This window comes from Actinomycetota bacterium (genome assembly GCA_036280995.1).
GTDB lineage: Bacteria > Actinomycetota > CALGFH01 > CALGFH01 > CALGFH01 > CALGFH01.
This window is the reverse complement of sequence record DASUPQ010000326.1, coordinates 1-16,428: the sequence shown is the minus strand read 5'-3', so window position 1 is coordinate 16,428 and position 16,428 is coordinate 1. Positions and strand designations below refer to the sequence as shown.

The following is a 16,428-nucleotide window of genomic DNA, read 5'->3' as shown; positions in this document are numbered from 1 at the left end:
GCGGCGCGGCGGCGGCGACCACCGCCGGGCCGTCAAGGGCGGCGTCGTCGACCACCACGGCCCCGCCGCCGGCGGCGACCGCCCGGGCGTTGGCCGCCTGGTGGTCGGCGGTGGCGTGGGGCAGCGGGACCATCACGGCCGGCATCCCGGCGGCCGTCAGCTCGGCCACGGTGATGGCGCCGGCCCTGGTCATGGCCAGGTCGGCGGCGGCGTAGGCCAGGTCCATGCGGTCGACGAACGGGACGATCTTGACCAGCAGCCCCCGGCCGTCGGGGTCGGCCGCGGCCCAGGCGGCCCGGACGTCGGCCTCGTCCCGCCGCCCGCAGGCGTGCAGGACCTGGACGGCGCCGGGGTCGGGCCAGTGGGCGGTGGCCGCGATCACCGCCTGGTTGATGTGGCGCGCCCCCTGGCTGCCGCCGAACACGAACAGGGTGCGCCGGCCGGGGTCGAGGCCGAAGGCGGCCACCGCCTCGTCGTGCAGGGCCGCCCGGTCGAGGCGGGCCAGCTCGGGCCGGACCGGGTTGCCGACCACCGTGGTCCGCTCGGGCGGGAAGGCCTCGGCGGCCGCAGCCACCCCGACCGCGATCCGGCTGGCCACCTTGGCGGCCAGGCGGTTGGCGACCCCGGGCACGGCGTTCTGCTCGTGGAGCACGACCGGCACGCCCTCGAGCCTGGCCGCCACCGCCACCGGGAGGGTGACGTAGCCGCCCATGCCGCAGACCACGTCGAAGTGGTGCTCGCGGAGCAGCCGGCGGGCGGCGAAGGTGCCGTTGACGGCGGCGAACGGGGCCAGCAGGGTCTCCTTGGCCAGCCGGCGCGACAGGGGCAGGATCGGCAGCAGGTCGAGGGCGAAGCCGGCCTCGGGCACGGCCCGGGTCTCGAGCCCCCTGGACGTGCCGGCGAACCGGACGGTCGCCTCCGGGGCGTGGCGGACGATGGTGCGGGCCAGGGCCAGCCCGGGGAACACGTGGCCCCCGGAGCCGCCGGCCGCGACCAGCAGGGAGAGGCCGGGCCGGTCCTCGGGGGCCGGCAGCCCACCCGCTCCCGGGACGGTCATCTTGGCTCCCTTCTCGGGGTTCGCCTGGCCGCCCGCTCGGCGTCGGCCTTGGCCTTCTGGGCCGGGGTCTGGCGGTGGGGGCCGCCCCGGGTGGTGGTCCGCACCGAGGCCGGGCGGCCCCTGGCGGCCGGGCGGGGCGGGGCCCGGCCGGCGGTGCGGCGGCCCCGGCGCTCGGCCGCCGTCTTCGTCGTGGTCGCGATCACCGAGGTCCGCACCGACCAGACCTCGTGCCGGGCCACGTTCAGCAGCATGCCGGTGGCGGCCAGCAGCACCAGCATGCTGGAGCCGCCGAAGGAGACCAGCGGCAGCGGCACCCCGGTGATCGGCAGCACCCCGACCACGGCGCCGATGTTGACCAGGGCCTGGACCACGATCCAGACGGTGACCCCGCCGGCCAGGTAGCGGCCGAAGGGGTCGGGGGCGCGCTGGGCGACCCGCACCCCGGCGTAGGCGAAGGCGACGAACAGCAGCAGGATCGACAGGGTGCCGAGCAGCCCCAGCTCCTCGCCGATGATGGCGAAGATGAAGTCGGTGTGGGCGTTGGGCACGTACGACCACTTCTGGCGGCCCGCCCCCAGCCCGACCCCGAGCAGCCCCCCCGAGCCGAGGGCCAGCCGCCCCTGGATGAACTGGTAGCCGCCGTTCTGGGGGTCGGCGGCCGGGTCCATGAACGACAGGAACCGGCTGCGGCGGTAGTCGGCGCTCATGATCAGGCCCATGCCGGCGGTCAGGCCGAGGGCGCCGATCCCGCCCAGGAGCAGCAGCGGCGCCCCGGCCACGAACAGCATCCCGAAGGCGATGGCGCACAGCAGCAGGGTGGTGCCGAGGTCCGGCTCCAGCATCACCAGGGTGGCCAGCAGCAAGGTCAGGGGCAGGACCGGCACCAGCAGGTGGCGGACGTCGCCGAGCAGGCGGGCCTTGCGGGTGAGCACGTCGGCCGAGAACAGCAGCAGGGCGAGCTTGGCGAACTCGGCCGGCTGGACGGTGAACCCGCCCGGCATCGAGATCCAGCGGGTCGACCCGTAGGCCGACACCGCGCCCGGGTGGATGAGCACGTAGACCAGGCCGGCGGTGGCCACGGCCAGCAGGGGCGTGCCCAGCCGGCGCCAGTGCCGGTAGTCGATGCGGCTGACCACCAGCATGGCCACCGCCCCGCCGGCCACCCACAGCAGCTGGCGCTTGAAGTAGGCGTAGGAGTCGCCCTGGCGGGCCAGGGCGAACACCGAGGAGGCGGACAGCACCATGACCAGCCCGATGACCAGCAGGGCGCAGGCCACGGCGAGCAGCAGCCAGTAGGTGGAGCCGGCGCCCAGCAGCGGCCTGGCCACCCGCCGGGCCCGCGCGGCGTCACCGGCCGCCATGGCCACCTCGATGCTCGCCGCTCTCCGGGGGCCGAGGCTTGAGGCCCCCGGACCCCCCGCCTTCCCGGTGCCGCTCGGCCAGCCGGCCGACGGCGGCCTCGAAGGCCGCGCCCCGCTCGGCGTAGTCGGCGAACTGGTCCTGGCTGGCGCAGGCCGGGGCGAGCAGCACGGTGTCGCCGGGGTCGGCCAGGCCGAAGCCGACGGTGACGGCCTCGCCGACCGAGGCGGCCCGCACCACCGGCCCCGGGTAGCCGGCCCGGCCGAGGGCGTCGGCCAGCTCCTCGGCCGCCTCCCCGACCAGCACCACCCCGACCATCCGGCCGCTGGCCCCGGCGACCAGCTCGTCGAACGACAGGCCCTTGTTGCGGCCCCCGGCGATCCAGACGACCCGCGGGAAGGCGGCCAGGGCGCGGGCGGCGGCGTGCGGGTTGGTCGCCTTGGAGTCGTTCACGAACGCCACCCCCCGGACCTCCCCCACCGTGGCCAGCCGGTGGGCCCCGGCCCGGAAGGCGGCCACCGCCCTGGCCATCCCGGCCGGGTGGGCGCCCAGGGCCATGGCGACCCCGGAGGCGGCGATGGCGTTGGCCAGGTTGTGGCGTCCCGGGAGGCGCAGGGCGGCCGCCCGCCAGAGCCCGCCCTCGTGGCCGGGGACCCGCGACAGGGCGACCCCGGCCTCCATGCCGAGCCCACCAGGGGCGGGCCGGCCGCCGGTGAACGGCACCGGGGTCCCTCCGGCGTCGGCGGCGTGGGCGGTCACCACCGGGTCGTCGGCGCCGTACAGGGACCAGTCGCCGGGGCCCTGGTTGGCCCAGACCCTGGCCTTGGCCTCGGCGTAGGCGGCCAGGTCGGGATGCCAGTCGAGGTGGTCGGGGGCGAAGTTGAGCCAGGCCCCGGCCCGGAGGTGGAGGGTCCAGGTGAAGCGGAGCTGGAAGCTGGACAGCTCGACCACCACCGCGTCGGGCGGGTGGCGGTCGAGCACGGCGTCGATCAGGGGCAGCCCGACGTTGCCGGCGGCCACGGCGTGGCCGCCGGAGGCGGTCAGCATGGCCGCGGCCAGCTCGGTGGTGGTGGTCTTGCCGTTGGTGCCGGTCACCCCGACCAGCGGCATGGTCGCGACCCGGGCGGCCAGCTCCACCTCGCTCCAGACGGGGATCCCGCCGGCCAGGGCGCCCTGGATGAGCGGGTGGCGCTCGGGCAGGCCGGGGGCGACGACCAGCAGGGCACGCCCGTCCAGCAGCTCGGGGCCGGCCGGGCCGAGGTGGGCCTTGACCCCGAAGGCGGCCAGCTCGCCGGTGTCCAGGTCGGGGGCGTCGTCGCAGGCGACCACGTCCGCGCCGGCCTCGGCCAGGTGGCGGGCGGCGGCCCGCCCGGAGCGCCCCAGCCCGGCGACCAGCACCGGCAGCCCGGCCAACCACCCCGGCGGGCAGCGCGCCGGCCAGGTGTCTGGGGACCCGTGCCTATCCACCGGTGCCTCCGGCGGCCAGGAACTCGGCGTAGAACAGCCCGAGCCCGAAGGCGACGGCCAGGCCGGCCAGGATCCAGAAGCGCACGATCACGGTGAACTCCGGCCATTCCGAGAGCTCGAAGTGGAGGTGGATGGGGGCCATCTTGAACACCCGCCGCTGGAACAGCCGGAACGAGGCCACCTGGAGGATCACCGACAGGGTCTCGACCACGTACAGCCCGCCGAGGACGGCCAGCAGCAGCTGGGTGTTGGTGAACAGGGCCAGGGCGGCCAGGGTGCCGCCGAGGGCCAGCGAGCCGGTGTCGCCCATGAAGATGCGGGCCGGGGGGGCGTTCCACCACAGGAACCCGGCCGTCGAGCCCATCATGGCCGCGGCCACGATGGCCAGGTCCTGGGGCGACTCGCCGGCCGGGAACCGGTAGCAGCCGGCGGTGTCGGGCGGGCTCCCGCACAGGTGGCGGAACTGCCAGAACCCGATGACCACGTAGGCGGCCACCACCAGCACGGTGGAGCCGGAGGCGAGCCCGTCCATGCCGTCGGTCAGGTTGACCCCGTTGGAGGTCGCCGAGACGAGCAGGAACACCCAGACCAGGAACAGGATGAGGTGGAGCTCGGTGCCGCCGAGGGGGCGGATGAAGGAGATGCCGCGGAAGGCGTCGGCCCAGTACCAGGCGCCGACCCCGAGCACGATCGCGGCCAGGGCCTGGCCGGCGAACTTGGCCGTCTTGGTCAGGCCGAGGCTGCGCTGGTTGCGGATCTTGAGGTAGTCGTCGACGAAGCCGACGATGCCGAGCAGGACCATGGTGATGACGACCAGCGCCCCGGCCGGGGTGAACGGGACCCGGCCGCCGCTGAACAGGTGGACGACCAGGTAGCCGGCGACGGCGCCGAGGATGATCACCGCCCCGCCCATCGTCGGGGTGCCGCGCTTGGTCTGGTGGGCGTCGGGCAGGTCGGCCTGGATGAGCTGGCCGAGCCCGCGCCGCCGGAAGGTCCGGATGGCCAGCGGCGTGCCGACCAGGCCCAGGGCGAGGGCGACGGCGGCCGCGATCAGGATCCCGACCAACGGTCAGACCCCTTCCGGCCGGGGACGAAGCAGGGCGTCGGCGACCCGGTCGAGGGCGACGACCCGGCTGGCCTTGACCAGGACCACGTCGTCGGGGCCGAGGGCGGGGGTGAGCAGGGCCACGGCGGCGTCGGCGTCGGGGACCGCCTCGGCCTCCTCGGGCCACATGCCCTCCATGCGGGCGGCGGCGGCCATCACCCGGCCCGGCTCCCCCACCCCGACCAGCCGGTCGATGCCCAGGCGGGTGGCCAGGCGGCCGATGCGGTCGTGCTCGGCGGCCGCGTCCGGGCCCAGCTCGGCCATCTCGCCGAGCACGGCCACCGTGCGCCCGCCCTGGCGGCCGAGGGCGGCCAGGGTCTTGAGGGCCGCCGCCATCGACGACGGGTTGGCGTTGTAGGCGTCGTTGACCACGGTCAGCCCGTCGGGCCGGCGGTGGACCTGCATCCGCATGGGCGACAGGCGGGCCGCGGCCAGGCCGGCGGCGGCGTCGTCCGGCCCCACCCCGAGGACGTGGGCGGCCGCGGCCGCGGCCAGGGCGCAGCCGACCAGGTGCTCGCCGGGGGCGGGCAGGACGACCGGGGCGGTCCCGGCCGGGGTGTGGAGCAGGAACCGGGCCCGGCCGTCGCCGTCCAGCTCGACCCCGGCGGCCCGCACCTCGCCGGCGGCCTGGCCGAAGCTGACCACCCGGGCCACGGTGCGGCCGGCCATGGCCGCCACCTGGGGGTCGTCGGCGTTGAGCACGGCCGTGCCGTCGGGCGGCAGGGCCTCGACGAGCTCGCCCTTGGCCTTGGCGATCGCCTCCCGGGAGCCGAACATGCCCAGGTGGGACTCGCCGACGTTGAGGACCACGCCGACCCCGGGCCGGGCCAGGCGGGCCAGGGCGGCGATGTGGCCGGGGCCGCGGGCGCCCATCTCGACCACCACCGCCTGGGTGCCGGGCTCGATCCGGGTGAGGGTCAGGGGCAGGCCGACCTCGTTGTTGAACGAGGCCTGGTTGGCGACCGTGCGCAGGCGGGTGGCCAGGGCGGCGGCGAGCAGGTCCTTGGTGGTGGTCTTGCCGTTGGAGCCGGTGACCGCCACCACCGTGGCCGCCGACCGGTCCCGCACGGCCGTGCCCAGGGCGCCGAGGGCGGCCAGGGGGTCGGCGACCTCGACCCGGGGGCCGGCGAGGACGGTGCCCTCCTGGGCCAGGGTCGCGGCCGCGCCGGCCTCGGCGGCGGCGGCCGCGAACAGGCTGCCGTCGGTGCGGCTCCCGGGCAGGGCCACGAACAGCTCCCCCGGCTGGACCTTGCGGGAGTCGACCTGGACCCCGGTGACGACGGCGTCCGGGTCGGCGCCGGCCAGCCGCCCCCCGGTCACCTCCGCGATCTCCTTGAGCGTGACCGGGATCAACGTGCCGCCCCCGATTCCCGGGGGGCTACCGCTTCGCTCCATGAGCCCCCCGGACCCCCCAGCAGCGCCCGCAGCTCCTCGGTGGCCACGACGCGGTCGTCGAAGGGGACCTTGCCGCCGCCGGCGAACTCCTGGCCCTGCTCGTGGCCCTTGCCGGCGAGCAGGACGGCGTCGCCCGGCCCGGCCATGGCCAGGGCGGCCCGGATGGCGGCCCGGCGGTCGACCTCGACCAGGAACCCGTCCGGACCGGCCGCGCGGGCCACCCCCTCGGCGACCTGCTCGACGATCGCCTCCGGGCGCTCGGAGCGGGGGTTGTCGGAGGTGACCACGGCCACGTCGGCCAGCCGCCCGGCGATCTCGCCCATCAGCGGCCGCTTGGCCCGGTCGCGGTCGCCGCCGCAGCCGAAGACCACGATCACCCGCCCGCCGGTGACCGCCCGGGCCGCCCGGAGCAGGTTGTCGAGGGAGTCGGGGGTGTGGGCGTAGTCGACCAGGACGGTGAAGGGCTGGCCGGCGTCGACCCGCTCGAAGCGGCCCGGCACCCCGGCCAGGGCCTCCAGCCCGGCGACGGCGGTGTCCAGGTCGACCCCGACGGCGTCGGCCGCGGCCAGGGCGCCGAGGGCGTTGGCCACGTTGAACTGGCCGGCCAGGCGCAGCCGGACCGGCCGGGACCCGGCCGGCGCGCGGACCTGGAAGCTGGTCCCCTCCAGGGTGGCCGCCACCTCGGTGGCCCGCCAGTCGGCGTCGTCGGCCGTGCCGGTGGTGACGACGGCCACCTCGGCCGTGCCGGCGAGCAGCCGCCCGTGGGGGTCGTCGACGTTGACCACCCCCAGGGGGGTGAACGGGGCGGTGAACAGCCGCCGCTTGGCCAGGTAGTAGTCGTCCAGGTCGGCGTGGAAGTCGAGGTGGTCCTGGGTGAGGTTGGTGAAGATGGCCGCCTTGAAGCGGGTGCCGTCGACCCGGCGCAGGGCCAGGCCGTGGCTGGACACCTCCATGGCCGCCGCCTGCACGCCGGCGTCGGCCATCTCGGCCAGCAGCCGTTGGAGGTCGGGGGCCTCGGGGGTGGTGTGGACGGCCGGGCGGCGCTCGTCGCCGACCCGGACCTCGACGGTGCCGAGGACCCCAGGGACCCGGCCGGCCGCCCGGAAGATGGCCTCCAGCATGAAGGTGGTCGTGGTCTTGCCGTTGGTGCCGGTCACCCCGACCAGGTCGAGCCGGCGCGAGGGGTGGTCGAAGAACGCCGCCGCCAGCGGCGCCAGCGCCTCCCGGACCCCGCCGACCAGCAGCTGGGGGGCGTCCAGGTCGAGGGGCCGCTGCACGCACAGGGCGGCCGCGCCCGCGTCCAGGGCCTTGCCGGCCAGGTCGTGGCCGTCGACCCTGGCCCCGGGCACACAGCAGAAGAGGGCGCCGGGGACCACCTTGCGGGTGTCGAGGACGACGTCGGTGACCGGGGTCTGGGCGTCGCCGCGGACCTCGCCCTGGACGGCCGGGGCGAGGCGGGCGAGCGGGACGCGCCGGGACGTCAAGGTCATGACCTTCGAGGCCCGCGTCGTCGGCTCGGACCGCCGGCGGCGGGTACGCCGGCGCCCGCTAGCGACCGCCATTCCCTGGCATGGGTGACAGCCCGCGAAAGCCTAGCATCAGCGCACCGCCTTGGCCGGTAAGGTCGGGACCACCCCGAGGCGCCGCAGCGCGGTGCCGGTCACCTCCCGGAACACCGGCGCCGCAACCGACCCGCCGTAGTAGCCGCGGGTCGGCTCGTCGATCACCACCGCCACCACCACGGCCGGCTTCTCGGCCGGGGCGAAGCCGATGAAGCTGCCGACGTACGCGCCCGGCCGGTAGCCGCCGCGCACGGTGTCGGGCTTGCGGGCGGTCCCGGTCTTGCCGGCCACCCGCCACTCCTCCATGGCGGCCTGGGTGCCGGTGCCGCCTTCCTTGACCACGCCCTCGAGGATCCGCGACATGCTCCTGGCCGTCTTGGTCGACAGCACCCGGCGGCCCGGCCGGCGCTCGGCCTTGGCCACCGTGCCGCGGGCGTCGACGGTGCCCCGCAGCAGGGTCGGGGCCCGCAGCACGCCGTCGTTGGCCACGGTCGCGTACACGCTGGCCATCTGGAGGACGGTCACGGCCACGCCCTGGCCGATGGCGTTGGTGCCGAGGTCGGTGCAGTACCAGTCCTTGGCCGGACGCAGGATCCCCGGCGACTCCCCGGGCAGGTCGACCCCGCTGCGGCGGCCGTAGCCGAAGTCGACCTGGGTCTGGTAGAGCCGGTCCCGGCCCAGGTCCCTGGCGGCCATGATCGTGCCCACGTTGGAGGACTTGGCCACGATGTCGGCGAAGGTCATCAGCTCCGGGGCGTGGGAGTGGGAGTCGCGGAAGGTCTTCTCCGGGCAGAGGGGGAGGTTGTCGGGGACGATCGTCTCGGTCTTGGGGGTGACGATGCCGTGCTGGAGGGCGGCCGCGGCGGTGATCGTCTTGTTGGTCGAGCCGGGCTCGAACATGTCCGCGATGGCCCGGTTCTTGCGCGACTCGGCCCTGCTGGCGGCGATCCGGTTGGGGTCGAAGGTGGGCATGTTGGCCATGGCCAGCACCTCGCCGGTGCGCGGGCTCATCACCACCACCGAGCCGGCCTTGGCCTTGTGCTGGCGCACGGCCCGGTACAGGGCCTGCTCGGTGACGTACTGGAGGTGCTGGTCGATGGTGAGGACCAGGTCGGTGCCGGGCTCGGCCGGCTCAAGGGAGCGGCGGCCCTGGGGGATGGCGCGGCCCTGGGGGTCGCGTTCCAGCTGGACCTTGCCCGGCTGGCCGCGCAGCAGCCCGTCGTAGTGCTGCTCGATGCCGGCCTGGCCGTGGCCCTCGACGTCGACGAAGCCGAGGACCTGGGCGGCCACGGTGCCCGAGGGGTAGCGGCGGGCGACGGCCCCTTCCACGAAGACGCCGGGCAGGTTGAGCCGCTGGACCATGTCGCCCCGGGACTTGGGGATGCGCCGGACCAGGTAGACGAAGCGGCCCTTGGAGGCCAGCCGCTGGGCCAGCCGCTTCTTCGACATGCCGAGGACGCCGGCCAGCTTGGCCGCGGTGTGCCGCCTGTTCCTGACCAGGCGGGGGTCGGCCCAGACCGACCGGGCCGGGATCGAGATGGCCAGGTCGCTGAGGTTGCGGTCGAAGATGCGGCCGCGCATGGCCGGCAGCTCGATGACGGTGAGGCGCTGGCGGGCCGCCGCCTGATCGAGGGAGCCGGCGTCGAACACCTGGAGGACGATCAGCCGCCCGGAGATGGCGCCGAAGGCGAGGATGCTCAGGATCAGCAGGGCCAGCAGCCGCCGCCGGCCACTGACCCGGCGCCGGCGCCGCTTGAGCGGTGGCCGGCGCCGGGGCGGCGGACGTCGCGCGGGCGGCCGCTTCCTGCCGCTCCCCTTTGCCTGCGGCACTCTTCCCCCCTTGATTGGACCGGCGGCCTAGGGCTCGGCCAGGTAGCGCTTGAGCGGGAACGGGTCGTCCCCTTGGGCGAGGCCGGCCCCGGGGGCGGCGGGGGAAGTCGCCGCCCCCGGGGGGGCCACATCTTGCTTGCCGCGCGAGCCGGGCCAGGCCACGACCCGGGGCCGGCCGGCGGGGACCAGCCGGGCCGACCTGGCCGCCTTGGCGATGCGGGCGGGCGCCCGGAGCCGGTCCACGTCGGCCTGGAGGGCGATCCAGCGGGCCTCGGCCAGGCGGTTGTGCTGCTGCAGCTCGCTGATCCGGAAGGACTGCTGGTTGACGCTGACGTTGAGGGCGACCAGCCCGAACACCCCGGCCACGATGGCGGCCACGGTGAGGAGCAGGAACGGCAGGCGCGGGACCCGGCTGATCGGGGCCACGGCCCGCAGCCGTGGCAGCTGGAACTGGGGGCGTGGCGCCTGGCGCGGGGCCCTGGCGTGACCGGTGGCCGGGCTCATGAATGGCCCCCTCGGGCCTGGGTGTCCTGCTGGAGCTTCTCGGCCGCGCGCAGCTTGGCGCTCTCGGCCCGCGGGTTGGCCGCCACCTCGGCCGGGGCCGGCCGCTCGGGCCGGCGGGTCAGGACGGCGACGGTCGCCGCCGCGGTGGCCGGCGGGTCCACCGGGAGCCGGTGGGGCGTCTCGGGGAGACGGCCGGCGGCGTCGGCCAGGGCCTGCTTGACGATGCGGTCCTCGAGGGAGTGGTAGCTCAGCACGACCAGCCGCCCGCCGGGGGCGAGCAGGTCGATCGCCTGCGGCAGGGAGGCCCGGAGCGCGTCCAGCTCCCGGTTGACCTCGATGCGCAGGGCCTGGAAGGCCCGGCGGGCCGGGTGGGGACCGGTCCGCCGGGCGGCCGCGGGCACGGCCGCCTTGACCAGCTCGGCCAGCTGGCCGGTGGTGGCGATGGGGGCGCGGCGGCGCGCCTCGTCCAGGGCGCGGGCGATGCGGCCCGCGAAGCGCTCCTCGCCGTACTCGCGCAGGATGCGGGCGAGCTCGGCCCGCGGGTAGGTGGCCAGCACCTGGGCCGCGGTGATCCCGGTGGTCGGGTCCATGCGCATGTCGAGGGGGGCGTCGGCCCGGTAGCTGAAGCCGCGGTCGGCCTGGTCGAGCTGGAGCGACGACACCCCGAGGTCGTAGAGGACCCCGTCGACCGCCCCCAGGCCCAGGCGCCCGGCCACCGCGCCCAGGTCCTCGAAGGAGGCGGGCACGGCCACCAGGCGGTCCCCGGCCCAGGCGAGCCGCTCGCGGGCCAGGGCGAGGGCGGCCGGGTCGCGGTCGAGGCCGACGACCCGGCCGTCGGGGGAGCTGGCCTCCAGCAGGCGTTCGGCGTGGCCGCCGAGGCCGAGGGTGGCGTCGAGGTAGGTCCCGCCGGGCCGGGGCCGGAGCAGGGCGGTGACCCGGTCGGCCATGACCGGGACGTGACGGGCGGCGGTCAACACCATCAGATCCCCAGCTCGGCCAGGTGGGCGGCGTTGGTCTCGTCGGCGTAGGCGGCCTCGGCCACGGTCCGGTAGCGCTCCCACTCCGCCTTGTCCCAGATCTCGACCCGGCGGATCTGGCCGAGCAGGACCACGTCCTTGGTGAGGCCGGCGTACTCGCGCAGGGCCTGCGGGATCACCACCCGGCCCTGGGAGTCGGCGGTCTCGGAGCTGGCCCCGGCGATGAACATCCGCTGGAAGTCCCGGGTCGGGCGGGCGGTCAGAGGCTGGCTGTCGAGCTTGGCCGCGAAGGCCTCGAACTCGGCCTGGGGGAACACGTACAGGCACCGCTCCTTGCCGACGCCCTTGGTGATCACCATGTCCTGCCCCAGCTCGTCCCGGAATTTGCGCGGAAGGATCACCCGGCCCTTTGGATCCAGGGAGTGGTCGTAGGTGCCGATGAACAGCGCCGCTCCCCTCCCCCGTTCCCTCCACTTGCCGCCACTTTACTCCACCCCACCCCTACCGTCAATCCATCTGCGGCCACAGAGAGAGGCCAATTGAGCTGGGAAAATGGGAATCAGCGGCCGAAATCAGGGCCAGACCGGAACGACCGCCAATCCTCCACTTCCCTCCACTGGAGCGAGGGAGAGAGGGTCAGCCGCCCTGGGCGCCGGGAGCCGGGGCGAGGTCCGGGGGGACCTCCAGCGGGTCGGGGGTGAAGGCGGTCGCGCCCTCGGGGAGGAGCAGGCGCTCGACCGAGAAGGAGGAGCCGGGGAGGCGGACGGTGATGCGGTCGACGGCCACCGGCCGGCGGGTCTCGGGGTCGAAGTAGACGACCTGGGCGTCGGCCGGGGGCGGGTCGGGGGCCCGGAAGTTGTCGGGGCCGCCGGCCCCGGTGGTCCCGGTCATCAGGGTGCGGGTGCCGTTGACGACCTCGGTGCCGAAGCGGTGGAGGTGGCCCTCGAGGACGGTGGCGACGTGCCCGCGGGCGTAGGCGGCCAGGCGGCCGTCGTGGACCAGGAGGACGTCGGGGCGCAGGGCCTGGCGTTCGATGGCGTCGGCCACGCCGACGCTCCGCTCCACCTTGAACTCCTCGAACTCCTCCACCCGGTGGCCCTTGCCCGGGGTGAAGGTCGGGTCGGCGACCCCGAAGAAGCGGATCCCGGCGACCTCGGCGCCGCCGCCGTCCAGCACCCGGGCGTTGTCGTTGGCGGCCACGGCCTCGACCATGTCGGCGTCGTCGTGGTTGCCCTTGACGAACAGGTACGGCACCCGGAAGCGGCCGATGTTGGTGGCCACCGCCGGCTCCGTCGGCAGCCCCCAGGTGCCCATGTCGCCGGTGTCGACCACCGCGGCCACGTCGAACTGGGTGGCCAGCCGCTCGGCCAGGTCGAACCCGGCCGGGTTGAGGTGCAGGTCGGAGACGTGCAGGACCCGGACGGTGCCGTTGCCGTCGAGCTCACCGACCGGGTTGGCCAGGGCGGCGTAGGCCCGGTCCAGGTTGCGGCCGACGCGGACCATCTCCTCGCGCAGGGTGCGCAGCCGGTCAAGGCCGGTGCGGACGTCGCCGATCAGGGCCGGGGCGTACTCCAGGGCGCCGTCGTAGCGGGGCTCGCGGAAGGCGGTCAGGTCGTAGGTGGCCAGGGCCGGCCCCAGCAGCACGACGGTGGCCAGGAGGCCGCCGAGGCCGCAGCGCAGCAGCCGCCGGCCGGTCCGGCGGCGGAACAGCAGCACCCCGGCCAGCCCGCCGGCCAGCCCGAGCACGGCGATCCGGACCACGAACACGGTGGCGGCCCGCCGGGCCTCGTCCTCCAGGGGGCCGAGGGTCGCCTCCAGCTCGGCGAAGCGGGGCCCGCCGGGCCCGGGGGGACCCGGGCTGCCCTCCAGCACCCGCCCCAGCCCCTGGACGTCGATGTCGTCGATGGTGGCCCGCAGGGCGAGCGGTCCCTGGTGGGTCCGGGCCGAGACCGACCCGAACGGCGGCGCGGCCAGCCGGCTCGACCCGGTCACGGCCGGGCCGGCCTCCAGCCGCACCCGGGCCGGCCCGACGGTGACCTCCTGCCGGGCCAGAAAGGTGACGGCCAGCAGCGCGCCAAGCGCCCCGGCGAGCAGGGGCAGCGCCCATGGGGCGATGCGCCTGGCGAAGGCGGCGAGGGACGCCCGGGTCGAGGGCGGGACGGTCAGGCGGGGACGGCGTCGGCCTCCAGGCCGAGGAACGGCGCCCAACCAGGTTCGATGCGGCCGACGGCGATCACGATCCAAAGCGTCTCCTTGGGCGCCCGGGGCTCGCGCCGCAGGCGGAGGCCTGCCTCATGGAGGAGGCGGTCCTCCTTCTGGCTGTTGCAGCGCCGGCAGGCGGCGACCACGTTCTCCCAGACGTGGAGGCCGCCACGGGAGCGGGGCACCACGTGGTCGACGTTCTCGGCTCGCTCGCCGCAGTACTGGCAGGTGTGGTCATCGCGCACGAACACCGCTCGACGGGAGAGGCCGGCCCGGGCTCGGAACGGCACCTTCACAAAGTACCGGAGCCGGATGACGCTGGGGGCCTGGACCTCCAGGGTGGCCCCGCGGACCAGGCCGCTGCCGGGCACGAGCACGTCGGCCTTCTCCTTGAGCACCAGCACCACCGCCCGCCGCACCGGCACGACGCAGATCGGCTGGTACGACGCGTTGAGGACGAGCGCTCGCTCCACCATGCCCTCCCGTGGCGATGCGTGGGGCCGCTCAGCAGTATAACGGTGGAGGTCAGCCTTCCTGGGGCGCGTCCGGGAGCAGGACCCGGAACGACGAGCCGCCCCCCGGCCGCTCCTCCACCCAGGCCCGCCCCCCGTGGAGCTCGGCGAACCGGGCGACCAGGGTCAGCCCGATGCCGACCCCGGGGGCGTGGGCCGGGGTGCCCGGCCCCTGGCGGAACGGCTCGAACACGCTGTCGCGCAGCTCGGCCGGGACGCCGGCGCCGGCGTCCTCGACCGCCAGCAGGACCCCGTCGCCGCCGGGTGGGTGCTCCACCCGCACCCACACCGGGGTGTCCGCCGGGGTGTGCCTGGCCGCGTTGGCCAGCAGGTTCTCGATGATCCGCTCGACCTTGGCCGGGTCGAGGGAGACGGTGACGGGCTCGGCCACGACCTGGGGCCGGCGGCCGTTGAGCAGGGCCCAGTCGTCGGCGATCCGGGTCGCCAGGGCGGCCACGTCGGTGGGGCGGCGCTTGGGGGCGACGATCCCGTGGGTGAGCCGGTCCAGGTCGAGCAGGTCGTTGAGCAGCCGGTCGAGCTTGCGGCCGTTGGCCACCAGCCGGGTGTAGAGGTCGCTGCGGTCCTCCTCGGCCAGGCTGCCGGCCTTGTGCTCCAGGGTGAGGCCGATGCCGACGATCGCGGCCAGGGGGGTGCGCAGCTCGTGCGACACCGCGTCCAGGAAGGTGTTCTTCATCTGGTCGAGGGCGCGCAGCCGCCGGGTCGCCTCGCGCTCCAGCTCCAGGGCCCGGCGGACGTCGGTGAGGTCGACCACCACCCCCTGCCAGTACAGGGGCTGGCCGGACTCGTCGCGGACGAGCACGCACTGGTCGCGGATCCACATGACGTGCCCGTCGGCGTGGATGGTCCGGTACTCCATCCGGAACGGCTCGCCGGTCTGCTCGCAGCGGGCCTCCTCGGCCAGCACCCGGTCGCGGTCGTCGGGGTGCAGGCGGGTCTTCCAGAAGTTCTTGCTGGAGGCGTCCTCGAGCGAGGCCCCGAACATCGCCACCTGGGAGTTGACCCACATGCGGGAGCCCCCGACCTCGAACTCCTCGCTGTAGACCATCACCGGGAGCTGCTCGACCAGGGTCCGGAAGCGCAGCTCGGCCCGCTGGCGCTCGACCAGCTCCTGCTGGGCGGCGGCGTACAGGCGGGCGTTGTCGAGGGCGATCGAGGCCACCTCGGCGAACCGGCTGACCTGCTGGACCTGGTCGTCGCTGAAGGTCCGCCCGGGCTCGGAGAAGGCCAGGCCGATCACGCCGGTGACGGTGCCGCCGGACACCAGCGGGACCCCGAGGACGGCCCGGAAGATGGCGGCGTCGATCTGGCGCACCCGCCCCTCCCAGGTGCTGTAGTCGGGGATGGCCAGGGGGTCGCCCGTCTCCCAGACCCGCCCGGACAGGCCCTCGCCCTTGAGCATCCGCAGGCCCACCAGCCCGGTGTAGGCCCCGGTGCCGACCCGCAGGACCATCTCGCCGGTGTCCGGCTCGATCAGGCAGATGTAGCCGTTGGGGGTGCCGACGACCTGGCCGGCCCAGGCGACGATCCGCTCCAGCAGCCCGCCGGCGGCCAGGTGGTCGCCGTCGGCCCTGGCCTCCGGACCGCCTGCCTCAGCGCGCATCGCCAGGCCCCAGCGCCCGTTCCAGCGCGCCCCCGAACCGCTCGAGGGCGGCCTGGTCGTAGAGGGCGAACACGACCGTCGTGACCGGGGTCGGCCCGGCGGCGTGCTCGCGCACGGCCGCGCCCATGGCCGCGGCCGCCGCCTCCAGCCCGACCCCGCCGACGCCGGTGCCCAGGGCGGGCAGGGCCACGCTGGTCAGGTCCTCGGCGGCGGCCAGGCGCAGCGCGGCCGCGGTGGCGCTGCCGACGGCGTCGGCGCTGGCCGGGCGGCCAGGGGCCATGGCGGCGGCGTGCAGGATCGCCTTGACCCCCTGGGCGCCGAGCCGGCCCGGGCCGGTCCGGACCGCGTCCCCGACCGGCCAGGGAGCCTGGGCGACGGCCTCGTCCTCGACCTGGTCGCCGGCCGCCCGGCGGATGGCCCCGGCGACGCCCGAGCCGAGCCAGCCCTCGTTGTTGGCCGCGTTGACGATCGCTTCGGTGCCGGCGGCGGTGATGTCGCCCTGCCAGACCCAGACGTCCGTCGCCCCGCAACGGGCCACCTTGCGACGCTCGTCCATGTTTCCTCCGATTGCTCTGGATACCGTACCCCGACAGGCGCCCGGGCTACCGGTAGAGGGCGTGGAGCCAGAGGTCGGCCAGGGTCTCGACGGTGAGGTCGCGGTCGAGGGGTTCCTTGCGGACCGCGCGCAGGAACATGGTCTGCTCGGCCATGGCGGCGAGGGCGGTGGCGGCGGTGAGGGGGTCGACGGGGCGGGCCACCCCCTGGACGGCGGCGTGCTCGATGTTGCGGGCGATGCGGCCGACGAACTGGCGGCGGACCTCGTCAAGGACCCGGCCC

The 16,428-nt window shown here is 75.6% G+C and carries 15 protein-coding genes; all 15 read right to left on the bottom strand.

Annotation, left to right across the window (positions count from 1 at the left end; all coding sequences use genetic code 11):
* Window positions 1–1,057: undecaprenyldiphospho-muramoylpentapeptide beta-N-acetylglucosaminyltransferase (gene murG, locus VF468_11170; GenBank protein ID HEX5878864.1), on the bottom strand; the 1,057-nt coding region annotated here is incomplete at its 3' end.
* Window positions 1,054–2,418, bottom strand: a complete 1,365-nt coding sequence (ftsW, locus tag VF468_11165) for a putative lipid II flippase FtsW (protein HEX5878863.1) — start codon at window positions 2,416–2,418, stop codon at window positions 1,054–1,056. The genes murG and ftsW, both read right to left, overlap by 4 nt.
* Window positions 2,405–3,829, bottom strand: a complete 1,425-nt coding sequence (gene murD / locus VF468_11160) for a UDP-N-acetylmuramoyl-L-alanine--D-glutamate ligase (GenBank protein ID HEX5878862.1) — start codon at window positions 3,827–3,829, stop codon at window positions 2,405–2,407. Before murD ends, ftsW begins: the two co-directional genes overlap by 14 nt.
* A gap of 46 nt (window positions 3,830–3,875) precedes the next feature.
* Window positions 3,876–4,949: a phospho-N-acetylmuramoyl-pentapeptide-transferase gene (gene mraY / locus VF468_11155; GenBank protein ID HEX5878861.1), complete on the bottom strand. Its 1,074-nt coding sequence runs from the start codon at window positions 4,947–4,949 to the stop codon at window positions 3,876–3,878.
* Window positions 4,950–4,952: 3 nt separating this feature from the next.
* Window positions 4,953–6,341, bottom strand: coding sequence for a UDP-N-acetylmuramoyl-tripeptide--D-alanyl-D-alanine ligase (murF, locus tag VF468_11150; GenBank protein HEX5878860.1), 1,389 nt, complete (start codon window positions 6,339–6,341; stop codon window positions 4,953–4,955).
* Window positions 6,338–7,867: a UDP-N-acetylmuramoyl-L-alanyl-D-glutamate--2,6-diaminopimelate ligase gene (locus tag VF468_11145; GenBank protein ID HEX5878859.1), complete on the bottom strand. Its 1,530-nt coding sequence runs from the start codon at window positions 7,865–7,867 to the stop codon at window positions 6,338–6,340. The genes murF and VF468_11145 overlap by 4 nt, the downstream gene beginning before the upstream one ends.
* 114 nt (window positions 7,868–7,981) lie before the next feature.
* Window positions 7,982–9,775 (bottom strand): penicillin-binding protein 2, encoded by a 1,794-nt coding sequence (locus tag VF468_11140; GenBank protein HEX5878858.1) that lies wholly within the window; start codon window positions 9,773–9,775, stop codon window positions 7,982–7,984.
* Window positions 9,776–9,802: 27 nt separating this feature from the next.
* Window positions 9,803–10,279, bottom strand: coding sequence for a hypothetical protein (locus VF468_11135; protein ID HEX5878857.1), 477 nt, complete (start codon window positions 10,277–10,279; stop codon window positions 9,803–9,805).
* Window positions 10,276–11,259, bottom strand: coding sequence for a 16S rRNA (cytosine(1402)-N(4))-methyltransferase RsmH (gene rsmH, locus VF468_11130; GenBank protein HEX5878856.1), 984 nt, complete (start codon window positions 11,257–11,259; stop codon window positions 10,276–10,278). The genes VF468_11135 and rsmH overlap by 4 nt, the downstream gene beginning before the upstream one ends.
* Window positions 11,259–11,696: a division/cell wall cluster transcriptional repressor MraZ gene (mraZ, locus tag VF468_11125; GenBank protein HEX5878855.1), complete on the bottom strand. Its 438-nt coding sequence runs from the start codon at window positions 11,694–11,696 to the stop codon at window positions 11,259–11,261. Before mraZ ends, rsmH begins: the two co-directional genes overlap by 1 nt.
* 196 nt (window positions 11,697–11,892) lie before the next feature.
* Window positions 11,893–13,464 carry a metallophosphoesterase family protein gene (locus VF468_11120; GenBank protein ID HEX5878854.1) on the bottom strand — a complete coding sequence of 524 codons (1,572 nt, stop codon included), beginning with the start codon at window positions 13,462–13,464 and terminating at the stop codon, window positions 11,893–11,895.
* A complete protein-coding gene (locus VF468_11115) occupies window positions 13,419–13,934 on the bottom strand; it encodes an HNH endonuclease (GenBank protein HEX5878853.1) in 516 nt (171 codons plus the stop codon). Before VF468_11115 ends, VF468_11120 begins: the two co-directional genes overlap by 46 nt.
* Window positions 13,935–13,983: 49 nt before the next feature.
* On the bottom strand, window positions 13,984–15,591 hold the full coding sequence (locus VF468_11110) for an ATP-binding protein (protein HEX5878852.1): 1,608 nt from the start codon (window positions 15,589–15,591) through the stop codon (window positions 13,984–13,986).
* On the bottom strand, window positions 15,581–16,147 hold the full coding sequence (locus tag VF468_11105) for a macro domain-containing protein (GenBank protein ID HEX5878851.1): 567 nt from the start codon (window positions 16,145–16,147) through the stop codon (window positions 15,581–15,583). Before VF468_11105 ends, VF468_11110 begins: the two co-directional genes overlap by 11 nt.
* Window positions 16,148–16,193: 46 nt before the next feature.
* The coding region (locus tag VF468_11100; GenBank protein ID HEX5878850.1) for a TetR/AcrR family transcriptional regulator at window positions 16,194–16,428 on the bottom strand (235 nt) is incomplete at its 5' end.